Here is a 19,865-nt window from a genome sequence, read left to right as displayed (position 1 = left end):
GGGTTGCCAATATATAGGACTATATATTATGATCCTTCTTGTACCTGTTTTTTACACAGTTTAGGTGTAACATTTAGGTATAGTAAGTAGTGAGGGGGATATTCCACCACGATATGTAGCATTATACGAACTGCGATCCTTTTAACATTGAATGAAAAAATTAAACTCTAGTCTAGAGTGAGGGGTCTACATTATGAAATTGTTTGGGCAGAATAAAGGAATAATAAAAGCTGTTACATGTGTGATGCTGTCAGGTGCTGTTCTTACCTACTCCCTCGGACCGGTGTCAGCGGAGGAATTGGGTAAGATTTCTTCAACTCAAAATAGCATGGCCACGATGGGAAGTATCCCGTCTGTGGGAGACCTATCCTTGCCTATTACTGCTGTTGTTGGGGATGAGAGAGAAGTTCACCAGCGTTCTAAGCGGGTCGTTCCACTTGTTCCAATTGCCGTTGCTGCAATTGCAGCAGGAATAAGTATTGGTGTTACTGGTTGCGATCAAAGCAAACACGAACACCACCACCATTACCACAATTAGGATTGTTGGTTGATCCATGCTATAACCTTCCAAGGATGGGCAGTGTGGGATTTGGGTGCATAGTTTTTGGTGATGCGGTGGCGTCCGCTCTATCCGCAAAAATTTCCTTCCAGTGAACGATGATTCTCTATTTAGAGGGGGGTCTTCACTTGGTGGGGTTGGGGTGCATAGTTTTTGGGGTGATGCGGTGGCATCCGCGCAAACCGGTATTGAGAGTTGAAGGGGGTCCGACGTTCCTTACTCTCTCTTTCTAGTTTACAGAAAATTATCCATATCATATCATAGCATAATATCGCGAATACATAAATAACTGAATTTAATTTTACAAAGAAAGAGGGTAGTTGCGGTGTCAATAAACTCGTTTTTATTTGCGTTCCTACTGATTGTTTCCACATGGGCTTTGGCAAGATTTGATCGTGCCTACTATCAACACACAGTAGCCTCGGAACATAGTCTCCTTTGCAGGCGGTTCCAGAATTGGGGTAAAGAGGTTGATGTTTTGTTCTTATTCGTATTTTTTATATATTATTATATATTTTTTCACCCCATAATTATGAATAAATATGCGATTTCCGGCTTATCTATTTTTGAAAAATTATTTTTTTTAGGATTCATCTTCTTTTGCATGTTATTAGGTATATTATCCTTATGGCCGGCGTTTCAATCTTATTTTATGTTGAAGCTAGGTTTGAATCCCAAGCGGTACGTTCACCGTGCTACAACTTGTGCAATGTTTGGATTTTTTGTTTATGGTACATTCAATTTTTCATTTAAAAATTATCATCCTAGTATTCCTCATTGGACAGTGTTGTTATTCTATCTTTGCATAGGCACCATAACCCCCTTGTTGGCTTTGGGATGGGGCATCAAGCGTAATGGGAGGGAAATATGGGATCGTTTGGGGCTCAGCAGAAAGCCGACATGGGGGGGCTTTTTTCTTGCCTGTTTGCTTCTCTTCGCATTCATAAGCATGGAGAAAATAGTCTCATCTCTCATCCATAGTATAGAAAGTATGTGGAATATTAAAATGATCAATGAGGAACACAAGCCTCTATTGAACTGGTTCACTATTTTACTCACAGGAATATCACCTGGAATATGGGAAGAATTGGTATTTCGGGGTGCTCTCCAACCACGCGTAGGAATTTGGGTTTCCAGTATTATGTTCACCCTATTGCATAGGCAATATGTTTATATTGAAATCTTATTTGTTTTACTGATATCCTTACTTTTGGGATGGTTAGCACGTCGATATTCGTTGTGGTTGTCTATATGGGTTCATGCACTCAATAATATCATTGTCTATAGTATGCCATGGGTTTTCACTTAGTTATAGGCACGCGCTATGAATGAGGTACTTTGTACGCAACCTCCTGGGGGGATTTAGCCCCTCAGAGGGTGCTTTTTTATGGATTTCTTGTGGGGAATGCCCCCCAAAAACCCTGTTCATAAATTTACATCCCTAACGGGATGTTATCCCCCATGGTAAATACCCACTCAATTCCAAATTAAGATCGGGTCTTTATTGAATTATGAACGCCAGGAATCCATCAGATCCAATATTTCTTTATAAGGGCAAGTATTGCTAACATAACAATAAGAATTAGTAGTATAACAATCAAAAAAACGAAGTCACGACCTAAGTATTTATAAAGTAACCCCTTCCTCTTCTTCTGTACACCCTCAATATCGCCCATGCCCATAATGTCATCATAAAACATCGAGGCATTAGAAAACCATCCCTGGTCATCCTCTCCACTGTTGCCTTTTGAGAGGGAAGATTTCAAGAGAAATGGGCGCTTGCCAAAAAGAAAATGTGCCCAAGTGGGGAACACACGGAGAAAATAATACATGATCGCAACACTTAAAATTTTAAATGATGTTACATAGTTTACTAAATATATGTATATTAACAAATAAAATGTGCTAAATAAAGTAAAAGAATAAAAATCAACCCTCTCTTCTATATGCCCCCGCAACCAACGTCGCTCACGAAGAATTTGCCAATGAAAACTACCCCACCAACTCATAATACCTATAGTCAAGACAATATGCGTTTCCGATACCCAAATGGAGAGAATCATAGACCCCAAGAAGGCGGCAAAACCCAACCAGGGTAGGGCATGCCATTTCCACCTTGTGACCCCTCCTTGCTTTGCTATCCGAAAACACTGCAAACGGTGCCAACGTATGAAACAAATTCTATTGTATATATAGTGAAGATAAACAGTAAATCTTCCGTAAAATACAAAGAATTGAAAAATAAATACAACAGAAAAATAACCTAAATTATGTTCCAATACCCAACCATGAGGTAGAGAAGGAAACAAAGATGCTTCAAATAATTTATCGAAATATAAATTAATATGAAATGAAATGAGGGTGTTAAATAAAAAAGACAAAAATAAAAAATATAAAAAATTACGATACAATACGATTTTTCTTACTGTTGCAACCTCACTTTTTATACCCTTAGGCGCAAAAGAGCGACAATCCCCCATTTCACCACCCCCTCACCAATTGAGAAAGCTACAAACAACATCACGTTATTTCCAAGTCCAGGTTCTAAAAACAGTTTACATATTTACAAAAAAAATAAAAATTCATACACTCAATTAAAATTACAATGAGAAAAATGATCATCGCAAATAAATATGAACATTTGGAATTATGATATGGATACCCTGTTGGTAAACCCCCGCGCCTTCTCAAAATCAAAAAAAACATCCGTGCCAAAGACCCCTATCATGCAACAGCCCATTAGAGTTATTTTATATGAATATGCGGGTGCGACCCATCCTAATACAAAATCAAACCCAAAGATACCTTGATTATCCCCCCGTCAATAAAATCCCCACAAGAGGATCCCACGAACACCAGGAATCCGCCATTCATCTATGTATTCATGAATGGCGAAAATCCAGTCAATTCATCCTAAATCCAATCATCCCATAGTGGTTCCCCATTATCACAAGCCGTTTGTGCTGCCATACCAGCCTGAGAACCATATTCCCAACAATATTTTATACTTGAAAGCCCTTTTCTACTTTGTTTACATTTCCGTTATACTGAGCAAAACATTGCAATATGGGTATGCTGATTCAGTTCTTTCCGTTGTTTTTTTATTATGAACCATAAAAAAATAGGACCATCCTAGGCCCTCCTGGTTCCGTAACCATTAAAGTACGGAGACCCCCTTTTCTTAGATCGATCACAACCAGGACATTTTACCTTAGCAGAATTAGGCGGTTTGTAACCTGCTACCTATCAGCCGGTTACGAAGGGCCGAGCAACCTTCATTCCCTGAACGACTTATTGACACACGTACCAGGTGCCTGAGTTCTCTTTTCTTACCGTCCTAATAGGTTCCGTTGGGCCTCTGTTATTAGGGCCTTCTTGCACCATATGAAAAAAATTTTTAGAAATGATTAATTTATTATTATATATAAAAATATTTTATTTATATAAAAAGCTATAATTATATAATATAAATAAATGTCTAATGAGAACAATAGTAAATCCAATCCTTTTTTTCTTAGGTTGCCATACGTTGGACTATATATTACGATCTTGCTTGTATCTGTTTTTTACGTTGTTTAGGTCTAACATTTAGGTCTAGTAGGTGGTGTGGGGGATAGTTCACCACGATCTGTAGCATTATATGGACTACGATCTCTTTAACATTGACTGATAAAATTAAACTTTTAGAAGGTATGGTCTACATTATGAAATTGTCTGGACAGAATAGGGGATTAGTAAAAGTCGTTGCATGTGTGATGCTGTCAGGTGTCGTTCTTGCTAACTCTCTCAGACCGGTGTCGGCGGAGGAATTGGGTGAGGTTTCTTCAACTCAAAATAGCATAGCCGCTAGGGGAAGTACCCCGTCTGTGGGGGACCTATCCTTGCCTACTACTGCTAAGGATGGGGAAGGGACCATCCGTTCTAAGAGATGCTTTAGGTGGTGTTCGGGCGTGATAGTGTTGCCGAGTGGACAAGTTATAAGCGACTGTTCGTGTTTTGGTTTTACACACGATCATGACTGATGAGGTGCATAGGAGATTTATGCCAGGTACCCACACGGGCAGCATCCCGCTGGGGGTGTGAATTTCTGAACTGGGTTTTTGGGGGGATTTCCCCCCATTCGGGGTGCTTTTCCCATGGATTAATATAGTAAAATACATTTTTTATATTAAAATGTAAAACGTATATTTTTGTTTTCTAGCTCTATCCTCCCTTTTTTACCCAGTTCACTATAGTACTTATCCCATTCTTACTCGTTAAAATATGGTAATAAATTTCTATTTCTTTGTTTTTTCTTCTGTTATACTGTATCCATAAAAATTGGAAATTTTATAGAATGGGGGGGATATAGAATTGATGGACCATAATACTTGTACCGCTCTACCGGCTCCTATTTGTGGTAAAAAAGTGGAGAACGATCTCCTAGAGTGGGTACAATATTTACAAAAATAAGAATTATCATACGAGCAAGCCGTTCGAACTGTCGGGCATTCCGTTCTGCATGATAAAAAACTGGGGAAATTCCACCGTTGGAAAGGCTTGGACATGGTTGGCCAACTATGAGGGGGATCAATATCTGGGGCGAAATGGATTATAGAAAACGTGTTTTAGATACTCACAGGGGTCCCATTACTTTTTTCATTCCACGATTACGAGACACCAAGTTCCAGTCCGTTCTAGCCAATCCCTAATTCCGTTATGCTTCCTACTTGTTGGAAAAGCTCGTTTCCCCTCGAACCAGCGGTATATCTCTGGAGGTCATCGCGGGGTAAACAGAGTAGATCCTCGGCAAGAGGACTCCCCGGTCCACCCTTCTTAGGATCCGTGGAGGCAAAGGGAAAAAAATAGCCATTTACATAGTAATGGGACGCAGATGGGACGGTGTATGGGAAATTCTTTATGTTGGATACGGTCCACCTGAAACGTTAGACACCTGGAACCAGGTTTTCGAAAATCTTCGCTCACGGGGTTTATCATTGGTTCCTTTAATCGTGACCGACGCTCACCCCGGCCTTAGAACAGCTGTTCGTGTTTATTATCCTACATCGGATTGGCAACGATGTATTGCCCATTTCTTTAGGAATCTGCGGGATGCCGCTGAGGGGGACTCTTTTCCGTCAGAGATACTCTTTGAGAGGATGCACAAAGAGGTTCTGGAATCCCCGGATCGTGAAACGGCCTATGCAGTTGGCATGAGGATCTGCAAGGATTATAAAGACGTGGCCCCGAAAACGGTAAAAATATTGCGAAAGGGTCTGCTCGATATCACCACCCACCTTAACGCATTGAAAGAGGCAGTTCATGCCAAAACCGAGGTATGTTCCGTTACGTCGTGAGAAGTCACGGAAGAGGACCTACTTACTATCCGGGCGGGTATGCGGTGTTATGTTATAGACGGGAGGAATCTAATCTAGGCGCTTATACGGAACTTGAGAGGTCGTCGCACGGACGCCTAGCCGTCGCCAGGCGTAATAATAGCCGATGATAACTGAGGCCTCCGTGCACGAAGTCGGATGGATCAGCCCATAGTAACTAGGAAGTCTTTGTAATGAAGATGGAGTGAAGGAGCTGAATTGTCGTGCCCGAAACAAGGATGGGAACTGTTAAAAGGAGACTCAAACATGGATAAGGCAATATCAGATCAGAACTCTGCTAAGCACAATATACAGCAAACAGAAGTACGGCTAGCATGGCGCCAGGTAAAAAAGAAGGGCGGAGGTCCAGGGATCGATGGACAAACGATTGCAGAATTCGAAAGCAATCTGAACAACAATCTGTATGTCATTTGGAATCAAATGTGTGCAGCAGGTTCCTACTTCCCATCCGAAGTCAAACAAGTGGATATTCCGAAGCCTGACGGCAGCGAAAGACCGCTCGGGATTCCCACTGTGGCGAACAGAGTTGCCCAGACAGTCATCAAGAACAGACTAGAACCTTATCTGGAGCCCCATTTCCAGGCCTCATCTTATGGATGTCGCTCGGGAAAGTCAGCTATTCAGGCCGTACAGTCCTGTCGAAGAAACTGTTGGACTCATGACCGGGGGGTAGATCTTGATATCAAAGGGTACTTTGACCACATTTCGCATGAGTTAATGATGCAGGCTCCCCGCCTTTTTACTGGGGGGGACAAAGTAACATTGCTCTATTGCGAAAGATGGCTAAAAGCGTTTGTTCAAATGCCAGATGGAACCAGCCAACAAGTGACAAAGGGCACACCGTAGGGCGGGGTCGTCAGTCCACTGTTGGCAAATCTATTCTTGCATTGTGTAAACGACTGGTGGATGAAAAACCATCACCCCTCCATTCCATTCGGGAGATACATGGACGGTATAATATATCATTGTAAGAACAAGCATCAGGCTGAGTATCTTCTTGATGAAATTAAGAAGAGAATGTCCCGATGTCATCTGGAATTACGCCCATTGGCACTTGTTAGATAGTAAGATGGGGCAAATAAGAGAGCCGTATAACGAGAGAGTGTTACGTACAGTTCTGTAGTAGGCTCGGCTGAGAGATGCCGCCAAGTCTACTTGACTATCAGGGGTTAGAGGATCTGATTTATGGTAGAAAGGGTTGTGATACAATATGTAACCATAAGTAAAATTTTTACATGGTGAGGAGACATAAAATAATGACATTTTTTCAATCCATAGTTCGTATGATCAGGCGACGGCCACAAGCCTACATAGGGTTGATGTTGAATACGGTGATCACCTCAGCGGTTACGTTTGCTTATGCAACATTTGTGTTTCATCCTCAGTTACAGATGGTTCTGCATGAGGCAAAAATACTATTTATGATTATGTTCAGTATGCTGATATTTTGTTCCTTTTTTTCCCTGTTTTATTCTTTGCTCGTCCTTTATAAGGAGAGACAAGAACAATTTGGGATTTTTTTACTTTTGGGTATGAAATCCCAATACTTGCGGGTCATGCTGGTCTCGGAAACCATGCTCATCGGTTGTTGTTCCATTGGGATGGGAATTTTGTTGGGTATGGGTTTGAATACGATTTTAGTATACTTCATTGATACTACTATCAGATATTTAGAATTAAAATACCATTTCTCCCTGAAGGCTTTGGGGGTCACGGCGATTTCTTCCTTGCTGTTGTTTCTGTTAGCGGCTGTGGTGATGCCATCCCGTATCCAGGGTCGTAATATCATTCGGTTCATTCAAGGTGGGAGGGGGGGTGCAGGTTATAAATCAAATCCTTCTATAAGTGCTTTCCGTGCTGTGATATCCTTTCTTTCCCTAGGGTCCATGGCTGCTATTTGCGTTTTCTTGCCCCTTAATATTTTTGGTAATCCTCCGGGTTCGGTTGTGTTCACGTTTTCCATCTGCCTATTCCTGACCTTAATAGGTAGTTATCTGTTTTATCGTGAGGGTAGTGTATCATTGGCAAGTTTTTTTAGATGGAATAGAAATTTTTCTTGGAAGGGGGTTCGTTTGCTGTGGATAGGTAATACGGTCTATCGATTACGTGATAATGCCCGTTTCTTTTTTCTCGTTTCCATGTTGTTTATGTTTGTATTCACTTCAGCTAGTGCGGTTTCCTTCATCAAACGGGGAGTGGATAAGATACAAGATAGCGGCTCCGTCCCTGACTTGAAAATCATGCCTGAGTTGGTTTATTCTATAAGTGATAGGAAGAAAATCGCCCCTCACGAGTGGCATGAATTTGGAACATTGGATCAACTTCTTCGAAGCGGTGGCTTATTGCGTGTCAATTCGAACCTGTTGATACTTACCAGGGACAAAAATCCCTATCCTGGTCTTCCCTTATCGGGAGGGACGGAGGAACATCGATCCATAGAAGACGGGGAGGACAAGGCTCCCAATTTCAGGAATCAAACTAAACTTAGGGAGCTCACGGGGGGCCTTTTCTTAAAAGCCAGTGATTATAACGCAATGGCACAAAAATCTGGGAAGCCTACTCTATCTCTTGGTTCTCATACAGCAGCTCTGTTATGTAATGATCCAGGTTGCGCGAGGGACAAAAGGATAGCCTCCAATCTGCTACCCGAATATTTTAGGGTCCAAGAAAGAAAATACTTATCCAATGCCAGTCTCGTGTTACCCTGGTATTCTATCCCCCAGTGGGTTCTAGGGGACAAAATGTTCGATGAAGTTTCCCGATGCCCCGGAATTCATAAATTACAGAATGCCAACTATGTGGTGCCACAGGGGAAAATGAGCGCTCGAATGCTCGAGGCCCTTATGAAGGCTGAGTGGATGGGTCGTGATGGACACCGTCCTTGGTCTGGGATGGGTGTTGTGCACAATAGGGTTTCAACACTTGAAGGTATATGGCATGTGGTCTTTGTCTTCATTTCAGTTCTGATTGTAGCTCTTGTTTTTGCCATCGTTGCAGCCAATTTTTTATTGCTCCGTATTTATACGGATATGGAGGGTATGCAAAGGCAATTCATCAACCTATTACGGATTGGTTTTTCTAGCATTGATTTGAGGAAATCTATCACAAAGCAAATCTCCTTGATCTTCTTTTTGCCCTTGTCCTTTGCTACCACCTTGACAGTTTTTGCACTCTGTTACGGAGTTCGATTTCTGGACTTTATAACATTTGGAAAAGCTGGAGATCAAATTTTTCTGATAGCCCTAACTGCTTCGTCGGAGACTTTAGCTATGTTTCTTGGTATACAAGTTATCATGTTTTTCCTAGTACGTGCATGGATATTCAATAAATTTAATAATATGAATAAACAATGGTTGTAGTTTCTGAGTTAAGAATGTTGGGAAGCCAGTCTGTCCTTTGGGACCGTGCAGTTTCTTGTGGGGAATGCCCTATCTATGAATCTAGTCTCACCTTTTCGTAAAGCAATTGAGTGACATAATAACATTTTGTTATGACACTGTTCCTGTTTTGGTATCCCAGGGGTATTTATCTTATTTCATATGAATTTTTATAAAATTTTTACTAGGTCCTTGCGCGGAAGACGAACATTGTGTTGTAGTAAGATCCATCCTGTTTATGGTACGTACAAAAACAACAAAAAATCCGTAATGTTGACAACATTACGGATAAGATGGAACAAGGTTCCATTACCATTACCATGGACAAAGCGATCTGATCAACAAATAGGGCACGATCGCACGATCTGCAGTGAAAAAGAATGAAGCGTTATTATGTAAAAAGGGGATGACTCATGCCCCCTACCTCTGATAGAATATTGATCATCAACAAACAATAAACTCAGAGGAGGGAAAACATGAGCATCCACACCCATAATACAACATTATCAGGAAAAATCAATATCCAAAAAGAAGAGTCATGGATAGCTAGAAATTCGATGAAGATAGGCGACCGATCCATTGACTCCCCGTATTGTGGAAAAACACTGAAAAGTACGTGTCCCTTCTGTCATAGCCATAATGTCTTAATAGATGAGAAACTGATTCTAACCGATAGGACCATAATGGCAATAGCAAACGAGAAGCTGGCCCTAGCCAACGAGACAATGGCAATGGCAAACGAGAAGCTGGCCCTAGCCAACGAGACAATGGCAATGGCAAACGAGAAGCTGGCCCTAGCCAACAAGGCAACGGCAATGGAAGCAGGGAATAAGGACACAAAATGGTCTGCGGTAGCCGGTGAGATTGGGAAATTACATAGTACGAATCCGTCCCCTGCCCCCCAAGAAACGGAACCCAACCCACTGATCGAGGATTCTCCATCCATAACTTTGCGTGACGGAAAAGATAAAGGTCCGGGGAATGCACGATCCGAAGGGGATGGATATCATCAATTGCACGATCCAAAAACTCGGGATCGATTCTTACGTGCTCAACGTTTTTTCGATGATCTCAAGGAGGGAATTACCTCATGGGGTCCCAAGGAGTGGGAGGAATCTAGGCATCTGATTGAGAAACTGCTATTATTGTGTTGTCCATCGAACCACAAGGAAAAGACGAAGGATTCCCTTCCCCTGGACGATATTACTAGCCTCATGTTCCATCACGACGGTGGTAGTATTTTGGTGCGGGCGCTGATTGGATTGTTAAAAAACGCATGGATCCCAGAGATAGACCCTCTAACCGACCCAAAGAATTGGAAACCCGTTGTCGAGGACCTATGTAACTTACGCATGCGTGTAGATCGAACCCTCCATTGTCTGAAATATCCCCAGGATGAGGGGAATGGGGTCTATCATCGCGGATATAGCACACTGTTTGGGGAACTAGATCTAGAGGTTCCTAGGACAAGATGGGAATTTTCACCGTACTCGTTACCACGTTATCAGAGTGCAAAGAATACCCTCAAAGATTTCGTTTATCGTCTTTATCTTCCGGGCCTCTCCTTGCGAAAAATTAGTAAACTATTGGAGGAAGGATTCAACCTTCGGACGCCCCCGGAAACGCTTTCGCAGTGGTTGCAACCTTATTACAACGATGCTATACAATATTTCGAAAGGGATCTGAGCACGACAGTATATACAGCCATAGGTATGGATACCCTCTTTGTTCCCATTCGGGAGGAGGGTCGTTATGTTTCGAAGGCGATCGCAGTCAGCACGGGTATCACGGCGGAGGGGAGGCGGGATATAATAGGGATCACCCCCTCGCCTGATGAGAATGTTGAATCCTATGATCAGCATATAGGGAAACTAAAGGAACGGGGCCTGAATGTCAACGATATACGTATCGTTACCACAGATGGGCATAGGGCTTTTCCCTTAGTTGTACGCAAGCATTTTCCTCACCATACGGTTCACCAACGATGTTACGTTCACGCGATTCGTAACATCATGAATGCAGCTCCTAAAAGTATGAAGAAGGAAATGGCTAAGGACGCTTCTTACGTCTTACGGTCTGGGGATATGAGACAGGCACTAGAACGGTGGTCTGAGTGTGCAGGGAAGTATCGGTTTGGAAATAAGGCGACGTGCGAAGCATGGGAAAGGCTCAGTCCTAAAAAAATCTCCCTGAGCTTACAAGCGGCATCCATAACCCAAAACCCCATACTTCTGCCCTATATACTGTCCACGAACTACACGGAATCGCTGAATGCTTTGTTTCGTGAGAGAACGAATAGCAAAAAAGGTGGATTCGTTGGTCTTGAGGTAGCGATGAAGGAATTGATGCTTACCGCTTTCTATTGGGTGGGGAAACAAAAAGAAAACCCCAACCCATTGCCTGTCGAGGATCTTCTTTCGATCCCTGCTGACTACGAGTCCGAAATTTCGAACGGAGAACCTCTCCCCACCACGGCTTATGACTTTCATCCCCTCTTATACACGGAACAAGGGCAGGGTTGTATGGACGATGTCCATACCCTTGATTTCTAGCTAGCACCTTTCGGGGAAAATCCGTCTAAGGCGCCACGACGGTTTTTCCCCGGGAAACTCCCTCCATCCGACGAGTTCTTCCACGGAACGGAGGTACCATATTCCTTCTCAAGAATCCCACCGCCTAGTTCTGGGGGTAACCTATGTGGTACAATCCTTCCAGCATCAGACTGGGTATCCGCCGCCCATCTCAATATCCATTATACCCCTAAATCTCGCAACGGTCTGTCCAGCCCGTCATTTTCTGAATTTACAATAAATTCGTGATTAAAGGAAACACCTTATAAATATAAGATAAATACCCCTGGGATACCAAAACAGGAACAGTGTCATAACAAAATGTTATTATGTCACTCAATTGCTTTACGAAAAGGTGAGACTAGATTCATAGATAGGGCATTCCCCACAAGAAACTGCACGGTCCCGTCCTTTAGTCCCCTTGTATTTTTATCCATAATAAGGAAGATTATACAGCAAGGACAGATGGCTTCTCCATTATCTCTTAACCATGTTTTTAAACCTAATAATCTAATAATATATAATTACCATGAGTTTATGTATAATAATATAAATAAACTGTTTATATATGAAATTTATTATGAAATATCGTGCTGATCTATTTCCTGGGGGGCACTGAATGAAAGAGCGGTTACTATTAAATAATGTTTATTAAATTTTATTATAGGTTATAGGTTGGGGGAGAACTAAATTTCGGGAACGTATGTTTTGGGCGGGTAATTGTTTGGATTGTTCCTTTCCGCTTATTATGTAAAGAATGTTGTCTCCTCCGGTTCCGTGGTTAGCGTAAGCGAATATCGAAGATGGTACCAAGGAAGTACCCTGGTTTCGGACTTGTTTATGATTATCTTACGTGAAACATTATATTTTGTTTATATAAATATTATTATGTAATATCAATATCAATAAACAGAATTTGGGGGTAGAGTAGTGCTTGCAAATGGAAGGGGGTTGTTCGCACTCCCTGGTTCCCTTATTCCAGTAGGCGTTGGGCGGTTCGAAATCCGTTACCTACCAACCCGGACCCGAAGGGCTCAGAGATCACCTTCATTCCCTATAGGGTTCCTTGGCACATGCACTTCGTACGGATGTTGTTCCGCATTCCCTCATAGAGCTATGGGGGAATTTTTGTGTGGAAATTTCGATAATTCCCTTAGGGGTAGACGGGGCAAGTGGTGCCGCGAAAAATTTTTTCGGCAGGGGGCTTGCTATTTTTTCCTGTAGCGCCTATCATAGATGCTGGGCGTTAGCACTCGATGCGAATGAGTGCTAACAGCAGAGAAAGAATGTCGAAATGACGTGGGTGGATTGCGAAATTTCCTGTTAGGAGGCGATGCGCAATGTTCAGGCCGTTAGAAGATCGTGTCATTATCAAGCCGCGCAAGCAGGAGGACAGGACAGCAAGTGGGATTGTGCTGCCCGAGAATGCAAAGGAAAAGCCTGTTGAGGGTGATATTGAATTCGCGGGTCCAGGTCGTATGGACGACAAGGGGAAGCGTATTCCCATGGACGTTAAGGTAGGGGACCGCGTCATCTATTCGAAGTACGCGGGTACCGAGTTCAAACAGGGTGATGTAGAATACTTAATTCTCAAACAAAGCGACATTTTGGCCATTGTTTCTTCTGGGAAATAGTCCCATACAGAGGAACGTTGTTCCTGGCGTTACCTTGGTAGTGTAGCCGATACGGCCAGTTAATGTGGATGGTTTTCTCACACAAGGAAGGGAGAGATGCATCGATGGCAAAGACGGTACTTTTTGGGGAAGATGCACGGCGTGCGCTACTGGAGGGTATCGATGCTCTGGCGAACCCTGTGAGGGTCACGCTGGGTCCTAAGGGTCGTAATTGTGTTCTTGAAAGGAAATATGGTTCCCCGCTGATCACCAACGATGGCGTAACCATTGCCAAGGAGATCGAGATTGAGTGTTCTGCACAGAACGCGGGGGCACAGTTGGTTAAGGAGGTAGCCACAAAGACGAACGATGTGGCTGGGGACGGTACCACAACGGCTACTGTTTTGGCACAGGCTATCATTCGTGAAGGTCTTAAAAACGTGGCTGCTGGTGCGAATCCCATGATCCTTCGCAAGGGAATTGAGAGGGCCGTGGAAGCTTGCGTGTCGGAAATCAAACGACTCTCTCAGCCGATCGAGGGTCGTGAGTCAGTAGCGCAGGTGGCTGAAATTTCCTCTGGTGACGGTAAGATTGGTGAATTGATCGCTGAGGCCATGGAGTCGGTGGGTAAAGATGGTGTCATCACCGTGGAGGAGTCCAAGGGTTTCCAAACGGAGATGGAAGTTGTAGAGGGTATGCAGTTTGATCGTGGTTATATATCCCCTTACATGATCACCGATTCTGATAAAATGGAGGCAACCCTGGATGACCCCTACGTCCTTATTACGGACAAAAAGATTGGGAACATACAGGAAATCCTTCCATTACTGGAGAAGGTCGTACAGAAAGGTAAGCAATTGCTGATCATCGCAGAGGATGTGGAAGGCGAAGCCTTGGCAACCTTGGTGGTCAACAAGATACGTGGTACCTTCACCGCAGTTGCGGTAAAAGCACCTGGGTTTGGTGATCGCCGTAAGGCGATGTTGCAGGACATCGCGATCCTCACCGGTGCGCAAACGATATCGGAGGAAGTGGGTCGTGATCTAAAATCGGCCTCCTTGGAGGACCTAGGGCGAGCACGTCAGATCCGCGTGAATAAAGACGACACGATCATTGTGGACGGCAGTGGGGACAAGTCGGATATCGGCGCACGGATTAGTGATATTCGTAAGCAGATCGAGGTTTCCACCTCCGACTTCGACAAGGAGAAATTGCAGGAGCGTTTGGCAAAACTTGCTGGCGGTGTAGCGGTGATCAAAGTGGGTGCCGCGACGGAAACAGAGTTGAAGGAGAAAAAGCTGCGGATTGAGGATGCACTCAACTCGACACGCGCCGCTGTGGAAGAGGGTATCGTGTCAGGTGGTGGCACATCCTACGTTAATGTGTTACCAGCCGTAGGGGAGTTGTTAGACTCCATGCCTGAGAGCGATGAGCGTACTGGTGTGGCTATTATATGTCGTTCTCTAGAAGAGCCGATTCGCCAAATTTCTTCCAATGCGGGTCTTGAAGGGTCCGTGATTGTCGAGAAAATGAAACAACAAAAAGAGGGCGTTGGTTTCAATGCACTTACCAATGAGTGGGTGCAGATGATTGATGCGGGTATTGTGGATCCTGCCAAGGTTACGCGTTCCGCACTACAAAACGCTGCTTCGGTAGCCGCCATGGTACTTACCACAGAGGCCCTTGTGGTCGAAAAACCCGATGAAAATAAAGGTAGCAACCCTTCCCCTGATGCAGGTGGCGGTATGGGTGGTATGGGTGGCATGGGCGGTATGGGTGGTATGGGCGGCATGATGTAGTAGGGTTTGTCCTTTTAATCGGACCTCCCTGTGACTACGAAGCCCCTGAGTTGTGTGTGTCTTTAACCATTTTCTCACGAAAACGTAGTAAGATACCTATCTATTGGGTTCTTGCTACGTTTTTTGTTTCCCGGGGGTTGGGAGGAGTGGTGATTTTTTGTTCCAATGTCTTTTTGTTACCATGGGGGTTGTTGTATAGAAGGGATTTTACGATCGTTTAAGGTTGTATGATGTTAGGGGGATAAACACGTTGACAGGAAGAGAGACAGCAACCCCTAGATGGAATGGGCTAGAGGGTTTTCGAACCGACCATCCCTTGGATTATCATATTCAATTGGCACAGGAGAAATCTGCGTTGGACAAGGGGGATAGGTTGCCCCGCTGGAAGTTTTGGTGTGTGGCCGGTGTAGCCGTTTTCACCTTTTTTATTGGTGTAGTCTTGGGTTTGGAACCCCTTCGCTCTGCTGTTTTTTCCTCCTTGTGGGATGGTACCAGCGGGCCATCGTTTCAGTGGACGGAAACGAAAATGCAGCGTGTTTCACCTTCCCCACCATCCGCAGGTTCATTTGCCAGATTCTCGGGAGGTAGGGAGCCATTATTCTCCCCAAACGAGGGGGAGATCTTGGCAGGTACGGTAGGAAAGACAGAGGGTTCAAAAAATAATTCAGAATATTACAATAATTATGGGTCATCCCGGAGGGGAAATCGGGTAGGTAGAGGGTCATTGAAACAGACTGATGTCAACCATAATCCTCGGGTTCAGGAGGGAGAAAACAGGGATAGGGAAGATGTTGATCATGGGACAACCGCTCGGCTGGAGGATAAAGGGGAGGGAGAGGACGAAACGTCCATATTTTCAGGGGAGGAAGGGAGTATTTTCTCTCTTGAAGAAACAGTGGTTCCTTCCCAAGGGGAGGAACCACTATGGCCGCATGCGGTGTTGTGTCGGTTTGGAAGCCAGGGAGCGAATGATGACACTGGATGTGCGGGGTGGGAATGTTTTCCCCCCCGGGACTGTTACGATGGGAACGGGAGAGTGGAAAATGGGATTGTGTTGGGGATGATGATTCATCGACAGGTACATAAACATTTTTCATCCCCCATCAATGTGTGTATGGATAGGGGGAATTTTATGGGCAAGGGGAAATTTTTGCATTAACGGAATCATTTTCGTTCAGGAACAGGGCTCCGGATCTATAGGATCTAGGGGTTTTTCCTGCGTCCAATTCCATTGCCCTAGGGAATTATTGTTTGATGCCCTCATGTTTCATTGGTAATCCTAAGAACGTTGCTCTAGACTAAGTCATGTTTTCCCCTTTATGATGAGGGAAAGAAATGGGGGGGTTGTTCATAGATTTTGCACAAGTTACAACGGAAGGAATGGTTTTGGCGGGGTTGCAATGGTTGAGAAGTAGGTGGTGAGTAGAAGCCCTATGTCAGATAGGGGTGTGGCCTGGATACGCTGGGGTTTGTGGGCTAATCTTTTCCTTTATATCGTTTTTGCTGCGACTAAGTGTGGTGTGGGTTTTTGGGCCCATGCGGAGTCGATTTTGGCCGATGGTTTTAATAACACCTCTGATTTATTTCTATCTGTGGCCATGTTGATTGGTTTCCGGGTGGCTCAACGCCCTGCTGATGAGCATCATTCCTTTGGTCATCGGCGTGCGGAGACGATTGCGGCCCTGATAGCGGCTTCTTTTATGGCGATTGCGGCCCTCCAAGTGGTTGTTTCTTCTCTTATGAACTTGGGCGGGAATTCAGATCCCCCCCATGCGGTGGCTCTTCCGGTTTCTGCTGCGTCGTTAGTTCTCATGACCGTGTTGGCTAGTGTCAATACCTATTTGAGCCGTAGGACCCATAGCGAAATTTTGCGTGTGATTTCTCATGACAATCGTTCGGATGCTCTCATTAGTGCAGGTACTACCTTTAGTCTCTTCATCACACAGACGACAAACCTGACTTGGGTAGATCCATTGGTAGCTATAGGGGTGGCTGTTATGGTTGCGCGTACAGCGGTAATAGTAGGCGCCCCTGCCATCGATTCGCTGATGGATGGTTTCGATCAAGAAAAGTTGCATCGTATTCGTCAACGGGTCGCAGGGGTGGATGGTATCCTGTGTGTACGTGAGTTGCGTGCCCGGTCGCATGGTAAATCCGTATGGATCGAGGTTACAGTGGGTGTGGATCCCAACTTGTCCGTATTGGAAGGTCATCGGCTTACGGAACATGTGGAGGAGTCGCTGTTAGGGTACGAAATGATAGAATATGTGCATGTACATGTGGAACCCGAGTGGTAGACATGGTATATTTCAGGTGAAAAGGGTTTTTCAAAAGGAGAGAGGGATAGATTGTTGGAGTACCTATCGAACGAAATCATTGTCGTACTCAATTTTGGAGGGCAGTATAGTCAACTGATTGTGCGAAGAATGAGGGAACTGGGGGTTTATAGTGAACTTTTGCCTTGTTACGCGCATGTTGATCCGGTGAAGCGTCCTTTCATCCGTGGTGTGATTCTTTCGGGCGGTCCCCACCGTGCTACGGATGAGGATGCCCCCCGTTGTGAGGAATCCTGGTTCGAGTTGGGTGTGCCCATTTTGGGAATTTGTTATGGGAACCAGTTGATGGCCCATTATGCCGGAACCCCCGTCCAATGTGGGAGACAGTGTGAATATGGAGCTGCCCAAATGGAGGTTGCGGAGGGGGGATGGTTGTCCGGTTTTCCGTCACCGCAAACGGTTTGGATGAGCCATGCAGATGCTGTTTGTGAGGTCCCAGAAGGTTTTCGGGTGGACGGGTCTACAGCGGATGTCCCCGTTGCTGCTATGAGCTGTGAGGAGCGGAAATGGTATGCGCTCCAGTTTCATCCCGAGGTGCGTCAAACAGAACATGGTAAGGAGATTCTAAAGCGTTTTGCGATGGACATTTGTCAATGCCGTGCCGATTGGCAGGTAGGGAATTGGATTGACGATACCCTGGCATCTATTCGCACTGAGGTGGGTGGGAACAGAGTCCTTTGTGCACTGAGCGGGGGGGTGGATTCGACGGTTACTGCTACCCTGGTGAGGCGGGCTGTGGGGGATCAGTTGGTCTGTGTCTTGGTGGATCATGGACTTCTGAGGCAGGATGAGGTAGTAGAGGTAGTGGAAAATTTGCGACAGGTCCAGATTCAGGTCCGGGTGATCGATGCCAAGGATCTTTTTTTGCAGGTTTTGCACGGGGTTACCGATCCCGAGGAGAAACGGAAGAGAATCGGTATGGCGTTTGTGCAGGTCTTTGAAGATTTTATCGATAAGGGAGAGCATGCCTGTGATTTCCTTGCACAGGGGACCTTATATACGGACGTCATCGAGTCCGGGGCAGTGAACGGGGCTGCTAGTATCAAATCCCATCATAACGTGGGTGGTTTGCCTAGGAATATGCAGCTGAGGTTGTTGGAGCCCTTGCGGAGTTTGTTTAAGGATGAGGTACGCGTTTTGGGTGATGTGTTGGGCATACCTAAGGCTATGACAAGAAGGCAACCCTTCCCAGGACCGGGGTTGGCTATTCGGATTTTGGGGGAGGTTACGGAGCAGAAATTAACCCTCCTACGTCAGGCTGACGTGATTCTAAGGGAAGAAATTCTGCATTCAGGTCTGTCTGCGACCCTGTTTCAGTGGTTTGCAGCTCTCTTGGATGTAAGAACGGTGGGTGTCAAGGGGGATAGTCGTACCTATGGTCAAACAGTAGTTTTGCGGGCTGTGGTTTCAGAAGATGGAATGACAGCCGATTGGGCGCATCTTCCCTATGATTTGCTTGGGAGGATATCTACCCGGATCAATAATGAAATTGATGGGATCAACCGCGTTGTATATGATATTACCTCTAAACCACCCGGAACTATTGAGTGGGAATGATCTATATCGTTGGAATAGGGTGATCATTTCAATTTCCCCTAATGAGTTGGGGGGACGGTAGTGGCTCATAGATAGACGGTATCCTAATGATCGTTTGTGAATAGACCATTATTTTTAATATTTGGTCTATTTTTTATGTTTAATAAGGATATAACATTGTGTATATAAATGATCCGTCCTATTGTATTTATGGTAATATAGGAATAACTATTTTTATATTTTTTACATGAATGAGTAACGGGGGTTCCATCCTAAATACAACGTTTTTTCTACAAAATAGGTAAGGTTTACGGATTTCAATAGATAAGGGGTAGGAAGATCCTAGTCCTTATCTATGTTTTCATATAGTTTTTGTAATTTTATTAATTCTATCGTGTAGTCTAACACCTTCGTGAATCTTTTGCTGTGGATCGGGTTCTCTGCATAAAGAAACCTCCCCATTGTATTGAATTCTGTTCGGTGTGCCATACTGTCGCAGGCCTTGTCGCCAACTGTGTTTTTGTTGTTGTCCTCGATAAAGTCAGGTAATGGGTTGAAAACGGGGAGAAGGGATTGTATCTCACTTGGATCAGGTCTCACAAGCATATGAAGTATCTTGTTCGAAGTAGATAGAGCCATGATTCTCATATTCCTACCTTTTTCCTGTTGTGGGGAGGTGGTCCAGAAAGGGTCTTAGCAG

Annotated in this window: 13 protein-coding genes and 2 pseudogenes; 12 read left to right on the top strand and 3 right to left on the bottom strand. The window is 44.4% G+C overall.

Annotated elements, in window-relative coordinates; genetic code table 11:
- Positions 1-193 precede the first annotated feature (193 nt).
- Together PPRES148_RS00310 and PPRES148_RS00305 are read left to right on the top strand one after the other, a co-directional pair.
- Positions 194-538, top strand: a complete 345-nt coding sequence (locus tag PPRES148_RS00310) for a hypothetical protein (RefSeq protein ID WP_149452706.1) — start codon at positions 194-196, stop codon at positions 536-538.
- A 673-nt stretch (positions 539-1,211) separates the two neighbouring features.
- Positions 1,212-1,868 (top strand): CPBP family intramembrane glutamic endopeptidase, encoded by a 657-nt coding sequence (locus PPRES148_RS00305; RefSeq protein ID WP_187820263.1) that lies wholly within the window; start codon positions 1,212-1,214, stop codon positions 1,866-1,868.
- Positions 1,869-2,088: 220 nt separating this feature from the next.
- Here the strand turns inward: PPRES148_RS00305 and PPRES148_RS00300 are convergent, their stop codons facing one another.
- Complete coding sequence (locus PPRES148_RS00300) at positions 2,089-3,039, bottom strand: hypothetical protein (protein ID WP_149452704.1); 951 nt, start codon at positions 3,037-3,039, stop codon at positions 2,089-2,091.
- Positions 3,040-4,263: 1,224 nt separating this feature from the next.
- On the opposite strand from PPRES148_RS00300, the gene PPRES148_RS00295 reads away from it, so the two are divergent.
- The 5 genes and pseudogenes from PPRES148_RS00295 to PPRES148_RS00270 all read left to right on the top strand — a co-directional run bounded on the left by PPRES148_RS00295 (position 4,264) and on the right by PPRES148_RS00270 (position 11,863).
- A complete protein-coding gene (locus PPRES148_RS00295) occupies positions 4,264-4,581 on the top strand; it encodes a hypothetical protein (protein WP_149452703.1) in 318 nt (105 codons plus the stop codon).
- Between the two features lie 334 nt (positions 4,582-4,915).
- A pseudogene (locus PPRES148_RS13155) lies at positions 4,916-5,838 on the top strand (transposase); the annotation flags it as partial.
- A 342-nt stretch (positions 5,839-6,180) separates the two neighbouring features.
- Positions 6,181-6,999: pseudogene (locus PPRES148_RS12470) on the top strand (reverse transcriptase domain-containing protein).
- Between the two features lie 191 nt (positions 7,000-7,190).
- Positions 7,191-9,293 (top strand): FtsX-like permease family protein, encoded by a 2,103-nt coding sequence (locus tag PPRES148_RS00275; protein WP_223127885.1) that lies wholly within the window; start codon positions 7,191-7,193, stop codon positions 9,291-9,293.
- Between the two features lie 494 nt (positions 9,294-9,787).
- Positions 9,788-11,863 (top strand): IS256 family transposase, encoded by a 2,076-nt coding sequence (locus PPRES148_RS00270; RefSeq protein WP_149452699.1) that lies wholly within the window; start codon positions 9,788-9,790, stop codon positions 11,861-11,863.
- Here PPRES148_RS00270 and PPRES148_RS00265 read toward each other — a convergent pair.
- Entirely contained in the window at positions 11,860-12,057 is a 198-nt protein-coding gene (locus tag PPRES148_RS00265) for a hypothetical protein (protein ID WP_149452698.1), read from the bottom strand. The genes PPRES148_RS00270 and PPRES148_RS00265 overlap by 4 nt on opposite strands.
- 1,164 nt (positions 12,058-13,221) lie before the next feature.
- Here PPRES148_RS00265 and PPRES148_RS00260 point away from each other — a divergent pair.
- The 5 genes from PPRES148_RS00260 to guaA all read left to right on the top strand — a co-directional run bounded on the left by PPRES148_RS00260 (position 13,222) and on the right by guaA (position 19,186).
- Positions 13,222-13,515 (top strand): co-chaperone GroES, encoded by a 294-nt coding sequence (locus PPRES148_RS00260; protein ID WP_149452697.1) that lies wholly within the window; start codon positions 13,222-13,224, stop codon positions 13,513-13,515.
- A 104-nt stretch (positions 13,516-13,619) separates the two neighbouring features.
- Positions 13,620-15,293: a chaperonin GroEL gene (gene groL, locus PPRES148_RS00255; RefSeq protein WP_149452696.1), complete on the top strand. Its 1,674-nt coding sequence runs from the start codon at positions 13,620-13,622 to the stop codon at positions 15,291-15,293.
- A 250-nt stretch (positions 15,294-15,543) separates the two neighbouring features.
- Positions 15,544-16,452, top strand: coding sequence for a hypothetical protein (locus tag PPRES148_RS00250; RefSeq protein ID WP_149452695.1), 909 nt, complete (start codon positions 15,544-15,546; stop codon positions 16,450-16,452).
- Positions 16,453-16,726: 274 nt separating this feature from the next.
- Positions 16,727-17,590, top strand: a complete 864-nt coding sequence (locus tag PPRES148_RS00245) for a cation diffusion facilitator family transporter (RefSeq protein ID WP_149452694.1) — start codon at positions 16,727-16,729, stop codon at positions 17,588-17,590.
- A 54-nt stretch (positions 17,591-17,644) separates the two neighbouring features.
- Positions 17,645-19,186 carry a glutamine-hydrolyzing GMP synthase gene (guaA, locus tag PPRES148_RS00240; RefSeq protein WP_149454156.1) on the top strand — a complete coding sequence of 514 codons (1,542 nt, stop codon included), beginning with the start codon at positions 17,645-17,647 and terminating at the stop codon, positions 19,184-19,186.
- Between the two features lie 321 nt (positions 19,187-19,507).
- Here the strand turns inward: guaA and PPRES148_RS00235 are convergent, their stop codons facing one another.
- Positions 19,508-19,813: a hypothetical protein gene (locus PPRES148_RS00235; protein ID WP_149452693.1), complete on the bottom strand. Its 306-nt coding sequence runs from the start codon at positions 19,811-19,813 to the stop codon at positions 19,508-19,510.
- Positions 19,814-19,865: the final 52 nt, after the last annotated feature.

It is taken from the genome of Pasteuria penetrans (assembly GCF_900538055.1).
Taxonomy (GTDB): Bacteria; Bacillota; Bacilli; order Thermoactinomycetales; family Thermoactinomycetaceae; genus Pasteuria; species Pasteuria penetrans.
Note: the sequence above shows the minus strand (reverse complement) of the source record. Positions and strands in the feature narration are given on the sequence as shown.